Origin of the sequence: Gordonibacter sp. (assembly GCF_036667095.1) — a bacterium.
Lineage (GTDB): Bacteria > Actinomycetota > Coriobacteriia > Coriobacteriales > Eggerthellaceae > Gordonibacter.
This window is the reverse complement of the sequence record NZ_JAVWUP010000197.1, coordinates 1-4,232: the sequence shown is the minus strand read 5'-3', so window position 1 is coordinate 4,232 and position 4,232 is coordinate 1. Positions and strand designations below refer to the sequence as shown.

Annotated in this window: 5 protein-coding genes; 3 read left to right on the top strand and 2 right to left on the bottom strand. The window is 60.2% G+C overall.

Annotated features, from left to right (window positions below; genetic code table 11):
• Positions 1 to 95: 95 nt before the first annotated feature.
• Positions 96 to 407, top strand: coding sequence for a hypothetical protein (locus tag RR842_RS12295; RefSeq protein ID WP_332729921.1), 312 nt, complete (start codon positions 96 to 98; stop codon positions 405 to 407).
• A gap of 88 nt (positions 408 to 495) precedes the next feature.
• Positions 496 to 1,935, top strand: coding sequence for a helix-turn-helix transcriptional regulator (locus RR842_RS12290; protein ID WP_332729920.1), 1,440 nt, complete (start codon positions 496 to 498; stop codon positions 1,933 to 1,935).
• A gap of 12 nt (positions 1,936 to 1,947) precedes the next feature.
• Here the strand turns inward: RR842_RS12290 and RR842_RS12285 are convergent, their stop codons facing one another.
• Positions 1,948 to 2,727 carry a 4Fe-4S dicluster domain-containing protein gene (locus RR842_RS12285; protein WP_332514500.1) on the bottom strand — a complete coding sequence of 260 codons (780 nt, stop codon included), beginning with the start codon at positions 2,725 to 2,727 and terminating at the stop codon, positions 1,948 to 1,950.
• A 246-nt stretch (positions 2,728 to 2,973) separates the two neighbouring features.
• On the opposite strand from RR842_RS12285, the gene RR842_RS12280 reads away from it, so the two are divergent.
• Entirely contained in the window at positions 2,974 to 3,633 is a 660-nt protein-coding gene (locus RR842_RS12280; RefSeq protein WP_332514501.1) for a peptidylprolyl isomerase, read from the top strand.
• A gap of 264 nt (positions 3,634 to 3,897) precedes the next feature.
• Here the strand turns inward: RR842_RS12280 and RR842_RS12275 are convergent.
• On the bottom strand, positions 3,898 to 4,232 hold a 335-nt coding region (locus RR842_RS12275), incomplete at its 5' end, for a LuxR C-terminal-related transcriptional regulator (RefSeq protein WP_332554387.1).

The following is a 4,232-nucleotide window of genomic DNA, read 5'->3' as shown; positions in this document are numbered from 1 at the left end:
ACGGGCGACGCGTTGAGGTCGGAGCCGGTAGCTGTTACTACCGGCTCTTCTTATCCTTAACGGACGCTCTCCCTATCACAAAAACGATAACGTCTATGACGAACGATCCTATCGTGCAAAAAGCAGCACGAGCCACCAGGATGTCCATGGCAAACACCTCCTTCCGGAAGCGCCGCCCTCGGTCCAAACGAGCATCGCCGACAGATCCATTTTATCAAGAAAACCGTTCAATTGAAATTACTATTTTCCCAGTTCAAATAGCAAAAATGATTGATTCACGTTGGTTTTTTGCTGGATTTGTGCAAGGTTTGCGCGGTGAATCCGCTGGAATCGCGCAAGGTTGTTGCATCTGTCCCAAAAAAGGGACATCCCGGAGTTTATCCAAGGTTTTCCCAGCAGGAGCGTGACGCACAGAGTCGCACTCGGTTCGCACGGGCCGCCGCTGCATCAAATGCTTGCCTTGACAGCGCGGCTGCTTCCTTTATGATGCGAGGCATGAGAATCGATGCGTCTGCAACAGACAACTTCCAAGAACCTGTCGCCGAACTGGGAAAGTCGGCGCTCTCTTCCGCATTCAATAGAAGCATGCTTTTGGACAGCCTTGGACTTGCCTGCTATATAGCTTGGAGCTTCGTGTTCTGGAATGGGTCGCTTCTTTTTGGCGACTTGCGGCCTAGTATGCCGGTGGACAATGCGCAGATCATACAAGGGGTTCTGACGGCGCTCACCGCATTGCTCCTGGTGTTTTCCGCGTGCAAGAGCGTGCCGTTCAGACGGCGCAAGGTGATTTTGGCGACGTTTGCCATCGTGTCGAGCGCGGCGGTCGTGGTTGCCGCACTTGCAGGATTTGGCAAAGCTCCGGCAGAGTTCATGCTGCTCGGATTCGCGCTGAGCGGCATAGGCAGCGCGTTGCGTCTTGGGTGCGAGGAGCGCTTGAGCGTGCAGGGGGTGCGTCGCACGGCGATCTGCGCGGGTGCGGCGTACCTGTTCGGTTTCGTGCTGTTCATTGGCGTGTCCTTGCTGCCTGCGGCTATTGCGTTGGCGGTTGCGGTCGCGCTGCCCTTCGTCACCTATGCGCTTTTGCTCGCGGCCGTGCGCAGCGAGCAGGTGTGCGAGGTTCGCCCATCGCGCGGGCTGAAAGCGTCGCTGGCGGGTGTTCCGTGGAAGCTTGTTGTCGCCATTGCCCTGGCGTATTTCAGCTACGGAGCCACGCGCGCGACGGGCGTGGCCGGCGGCTTGGTCGCAGCGGAAACCATCCACAGCGCCATGGCGGGCATCCCTGCTCTAGCCTCGGTCGTGGCCATTGCGCTTGCGTACTACTTTTACCGCAAGAATGCTCTGCTGGCGTTCTATCTGGCGTTTCCGTTGATGGCGCTTGCGGCGCTGTTGCCTGCGGGCATTGACCCCTTTGCGGGCAATACGACGTTCTGCGTGGCGCTTGTCGGCGCCGAGCTGGTAAAATACCTCGTGTGGTTTTTGCTGATCGACTCCATCATCAAGGACGGCATATCGGCGCTGCTGTGTTTGGCGCTCATGCGTTTTGCGCAGTGGGGCGGCAGCTGTCTGGGACAGGTGGCGGCCGATGCGCTCCCCAGCACGGAAACGGTCACCATCGCCATCCTGCTCTCTTTGGTGGTGGCATTGCTGGTTATCATGGGTTCGCCTATGTCCGACAAGCTGTCCGTCGCCTCGGTGTCCCTCGATGCGCTCGACCTCGATGAGCGCGTGGGCTTGGCTGCCGGTCGCTACAAGCTGTCGCCGCGCGAGCAGGAGGTCCTGGCCATCTGGGCCACGGGCCATACGGGGGCCTATATCGAGAAGACGCTCTTCATCTCGAAGAACACAGTGAAGACCCACCTCAACCATATCTATGCGAAGACGGGCACGGCAAACCGCGAGCAATTGCTCGAGCTGCTCGATGCCATCGACGGGTAGCGTTCCTTTCCCTTACAAGAACAGCTCCGGCTCCTTGCGGGCCATGCAGTTGCCCTCGAGCATAGCGACGATCTTCTTCGCCCCTTCGGCATCGAAGACCTTGGCATCCTCAGGGCAGCCCTTCACGCAGGCGTTGCACTGCAAGCAGCCGTCGCCCACCTTCGCAGGGTCGTCGGCGTCGATGATGCCCATCGGGCACAGCTTCACGCAAATGCCGCATGCCGTGCAGGCATCGGTGGTCGAGGGGCGCATGCCCGTGTCGGGCATGCCGTCGCGGTAGGGGCGGTTGCCCTTGATGGAGGGCATCTTGCGCTCTCCAGCCTCAATAAGGGCGGCTACATCGTGCCCGAACTGCGTTGCCGCAGCAAGGTCGTCGGCGTCGGGCCGTCCGGCACCGACGCGCGGGGCCATGGAGTGCTCTGCGGAAAACGCTCCGGCTGCGATCACGTTGAAGCCCTGCATGGTCAGCAGGTCCGCCGCTTCGAGCAGCGCATCATCGTAGTCTCGGTTGCCGTACACGCCCACGACCACGGCGACGGCCCCTTCGCCCTCGAGCAGCGCGATGCTCTCCATGAGCACGGCCGGCACGCGGCCGCTGTACACGGGGAATCCGAACACGAGCACATCGCCGGGTTCGCCCGATACCAAGGCAGGGCGTCTGTTCGGCTTCGTCAGGTTCATGATGAGGTTTGACAGGTCGCGGTCTTGGGCGATGGCGTCGGCCACCTTGTCCGTGATCGCCTCGGTGCTCTTCGTCGGGCTGAAGAACACGTTGTACAGTGTATGAGCCATGGAAGTCCCCTTTGTTCGCCGTGCGCAGCGTTTCGGCATTGGCTGCGCAACCTGTTTCCTCTGCGTTTCCCGATGGTACCTCTTTTGAGGTTGGTTGGCTACGAAAGTTGCAGAGCGGTTCGCCGTCATATGGAAAATACGATGCTCGATCGGATGTGCCTACTGCTGGTCTTTCCTATCATGGGGCTATGACAAGGGGGCGCGGACAAAGCCCGTGCCAGGGTTATCGATCGAGGGAGACATGCTATGGGACGCGTAATGCTGCCGCTGTACACGCCGCTTTACCAGCCGACCGGCCACGAGGTTGCTGTTATCGAGACAACGAAGGGCGCGGTGCGGGTAAAGCTGGACGGGAGGGGCGCGCCTGCCACGGTGGGAAACTTCGTCGAGCTTGCCGCGCGCGGGTTCTACGACGATCTGAAGTTCCATGCGTGCAAGCCGGGTTCGGTAGTTCTGGGCGGCTGCCCGACCACGCGGGCGTTGGGTCCTGCTCAAGTCGAGGCGGCGGCGCGTGGCGTTATCCGCGGCGTGCATCCGGGTACAGGTGACGCGCGTTACACGATTGCTGACGAATGGGAGGGCAATCCGAACAACCGCCATGTGCTGGGAAGCCTGTGCATGGCTCACAAGTCCGACGTGAACAGCGGCAGCTGCCAGTTCTACTTCTCGCTGTCCGAGCAGCCTGAGTTCGACGACCGCTTCACGGTGTTCGGCATGACGATCGACGGGTTGGACGCGGTCGAGCGGCTCGATGTGGGCGACGTGATCAAGGGGATATCGCTCGAAGGGGTCGACCAGGTGGAGTTGGACGAGGCCGTGTCCCGTGAGACTCCCAAGCCTTGCAGTATGCAGGAGGTTCTCCAGGAGCAGCAGGCGGCCGAGGCGAGCGAGCCGATCGAGGTGTAAGCCTCTCGGCACCGGATGCTTTGCTCCCGTACAGAAATGAAGCCGATTTGGCAAATTCAGGTCGCTTTGCATGCAAAAAGCGACTTGCCAAAGAAAATCAGCATATACGGAAAACCAAAATACCTGGTCAAATAAGATGAGGTGCGAAGGGCCTTGCTACCCAAGGGTAGTTTTACATGCAAAGCGACCCGAATTTGCCAAATCGCCCCTCATTCGCTGCTCTGTTGCCCTTCTTGGCCTTGTGGTCGAGGACAAGGGACCTAGCTAAGCTTCGTGCGACTCCACCAGGTCGATAAGCTCCTGCTGTTTGTGCACGTCGAGCTTTCGGTAGATGTTCTCGATATGGGTGCGCGCCGTGCCTTTCGCAATTTGCAGGTCGCGGGCGATGATGGAGAGCGTGCGCCCATAGGCCAGCAGCACGATGACCTCGCTCTCGCGCGGTGTCAGCCCGTACTGTTCGGCAACGCCGCTGCAATGTGCCTCGATGCTGGAGGTGCGCGGCATCCCCTCGTCTTCTCCCGTGCTGTTTGCGGCTGTCTCGTCCGCTGCGGCATCGTCTTTCTTGTCGGGGCGCACAGCGTGTGCCAGCTGCGCCACCA

Bases quoted from the DNA above. Each gene is read 5' to 3' on its own strand.
- RR842_RS12290 (WP_332729920.1), top strand. From the start codon at position 496: ATGAGAATCGATGCGTCTGCAACAGACAACTTCCAAGAACCTGTCGCC.
- RR842_RS12285 (WP_332514500.1), bottom strand. From the start codon at position 2,727: ATGGCTCATACACTGTACAACGTGTTCTTCAGCCCGACGAAGAGCACC.
- RR842_RS12280 (WP_332514501.1), top strand. From the start codon at position 2,974: ATGGGACGCGTAATGCTGCCGCTGTACACGCCGCTTTACCAGCCGACC.
- RR842_RS12295 (WP_332729921.1), top strand. From the start codon at position 96: ATGACGAACGATCCTATCGTGCAAAAAGCAGCACGAGCCACCAGGATG.